This window comes from Ruegeria sp. AB10, from assembly GCF_056542745.1.
In genome coordinates this window covers 1-2,874 of sequence record NZ_JBQGAI010000027.1, presented here as the reverse complement: position 1 = coordinate 2,874, position 2,874 = coordinate 1, and the positions used below count along the sequence as shown (strand labels likewise).

Here is a 2,874-nt window from a genome sequence, read left to right as displayed (position 1 = left end):
AGTCGCGAGCTTTCGCAAAAGGTCTTTGCGGGGCAGCAGCGCCTGATCGAGTTGGGCTATCGACAAGGCGGCGCAGCCGGGTTCGGGTTGCGGCGGATGCTGATTGATGAAGCCGGACGTACCAAGGGTATTCTTTCGCGAGGTGAACATAAGAGTATTCAGACCGACCGGGTAACACTTGTTCCGGGTCCCGCTGATGAAATCGCAATAGTGAACCAGATCTTCTTGAGGTTTGTGAACGACGGTTGGTCTGAAGCTGAGATTGCGTCAGACCTGAATCAGCGCGAAATTCGAACCGATCTGGATCGGGATTGGTCACCGGCGGTTGTGCGTCAAATTCTGACCAACGAAAAATACATCGGGAATAATCTCTGGAACCGCAATTCCTTCAAACTCAAGAGACGCCATGTCCGGAACGATCCGGAAAACTGGGTCCGCGCTGTTGGTGCCTTTGAAGCAATCGTTGAGACCAACCTGTTCGACGCTGCCGGAGCAATCATTGCAGCCCGCTCCCATGTGTTGTCCGACGAAGAAATGCTAGATCGGCTAAAGGAGGTTTTGGAGGAAAACGGGTATCTCTCGGGCTTTGTCATCAATGAAGCGCCAAAGCTTCCATCCAGCGGGGCCTATCAGAACAGATTTGGTAGCCTGTTGCGCGCTTACAGCCTCGTCGGCTTCAAGCCTGACAGAGATTACCGGTACATTGAGATCAACAGACGATTGCGCAGCCTGCATTCCGACATCATCCGGGACATCATCGCCGGAGTCGAAGCCGTTGGCGGAGATGTCGCCCGTGACCCCAATACAGATACCCTCATCATCAATGACGAGTTCACCGTTTCAATTGTCATTGCGCGCTGTCTTCAGACAGGCGCAGGTGCGTATCGCTGGAACATTCGTTTGAACACCGGTCAGCTCCCCGACATGTCCATCGTCGTCAGGATGGAGCAGTCAAACAGAACGCCGCTCGACTACTACTTGCTGCCTACCTTTGACATGGCCAAATCAAAGCTGCGCTTGTCGGAACACAACGGCTTGTCCCTTGATGCATTCCGTTTCGACAACCTGGCGCATTTCTTCGACATGGCCGCACGTACGCCAATACTGGAGGCAGCGTAATGGACCACGCGCCGGTCGGACACACTGTTCTTGTTCCTGTCGATGCAATTACTGTCGTTAACCCGAGGCTCAGGAACAAAAAGGTGTTCGACGAAATTACCGCAAACATCGCGGAGCTTGGGTTGAAAAGACCCATAACGGTTGCTGCGCGTGAGACTGAGGACGGAAGTGGTCCAGCATATGAATTGGTCTGCGGCCAAGGCCGTCTTGAGGCATTCAAGGTTCTTGGCCAATCTGAAATACCGGCGATCGTCATAGATGCCAGCAGCGAAGATTGCCTTGTTATGAGCCTGGTGGAAAACCTGGCGCGCAGGCATCACCATTCGCTGGACTTGCTCAGAGACATTGGGCGCCTCAAGGAAAGGGGATACTCTGAAGCTGAAATCGCCGCCAAGACCCAGCTGTCCAAGAAGTATGTCCACGGCGTCACTAAGCTTCTGGAAAGTCATGAACATCGCCTCCTACGAGCAGTGGAAAGCGGTAAGATTCCGGTCAGTGTTGCCGTTGACATTGCGGACGCGGATGACGTCGGCGTGCAACGTGTTCTCCGGCAGGCTTATGAGAAAAAGCTCCTGCGCGGCGGAAGACTCCTTGCAGCCAAGCGTCTTGTTGAAGCGCGCCAGAAACACGGCAAGGGCCGCGCGAACACTGTCGAACGGCCACGCAAAGGCCTATCTGTCGAGACACTGCTCAAGACCTATGAAAACGATGTCGAGAAAAAGAAGGTGCTGCTGAGAAAGGCAGGCGCAACGCGGAGCGAACTGCTTTTTCTGACACAAGCGCTCAAGACGCTGATGGCTGACGAAAACTTCGTCACTTTGCTTCGCGCCGAAGGGTTGGCCAGTCTGCCAAAACAAGTTGCAGACCGCCTAACTCAGTCAGAGGAGGCGCCCGCATGTCGGTGACCCGGGAAGAACAGACGGTTGCAGCTGCGTTTGAGCAGGAGCTGGTAGCGCTTCCATTCGAGGAGATCGCGCCACTCTATGTGGTCACCCCGCAAAAGAAGGCCAGCATTAAGTTCAAACAGATCGCTGCATCTGTTCTGGAAATTGGCCTTGTTGAACCTATTGTCGTGTCCCGCGACCCTTACAACGCTGGTCAATATACATTGCTTGATGGTCATCTGCGCCTTGAGGTTTTGAAGGACCAGGGTCAGACACATGCGCGATGTCTTGTCTCCACCGACGATGAAGCCTTCACCTACAACAAACGCATTTCTCGTCTCGCGACCATTCAAGAGCACAAGATGATCCTGAGAGCCCTCTCTCTTGGCGTGCCGGAGGCCCGTCTGGCGAGCGCGCTCAATGTCAACATCAAGACCCTGAAACAGAAACGCCAGCTTCTGGATGGTATCAGCGACGAGGCGGCGGAACTGTTGAAAGATAAACAAGTGGCTTTGACCGGGTTTCAGATTCTGAAGAAAATGAAGCCGATCCGGCAGATTGAAGCGGCGCAACTCATGGTCGCCATGAACAAGTTCACGATCAACTATGCCCGATCGCTTCTGGCCGCGACGCCCGAAAACCAGTTGGTGTCGGCGGCAACGCCGAAAAAGATCAAAGGTATTTCGCGCGAGCAACTGGAGCTTATGGAGCGCGAGTCTGCCAACCTGGAACGCGAGGTCCGCCTTGTCGAAGACAGCTATGGAGCCGATCATCTCAATTTAGTCCTGACCCGTGGTTACATCGCGAAACTGATGCGCAGCGAGCAGATCACACGCTACCTTTCGCTGCACCATGACGCATTCTTACCCGC

General features: G+C 54.2%; 3 protein-coding genes. All 3 read left to right on the top strand.

Features of this window, described 5'->3' with window-relative positions:
• The coding region (locus ACR0NT_RS19485; protein WP_170675179.1) for a recombinase family protein at positions 1-1,119 on the top strand (1,119 nt) is incomplete at its 5' end.
• Positions 1,119-2,024: a plasmid partitioning protein RepB C-terminal domain-containing protein gene (locus ACR0NT_RS19480; RefSeq protein ID WP_170440721.1), complete on the top strand. Its 906-nt coding sequence runs from the start codon at positions 1,119-1,121 to the stop codon at positions 2,022-2,024. The genes ACR0NT_RS19485 and ACR0NT_RS19480, both read left to right, overlap by 1 nt.
• Positions 2,015-2,874: plasmid partitioning protein RepB C-terminal domain-containing protein (locus ACR0NT_RS19475; protein WP_170675181.1), on the top strand; the 860-nt coding region annotated here is incomplete at its 3' end. The genes ACR0NT_RS19480 and ACR0NT_RS19475, both read left to right, overlap by 10 nt.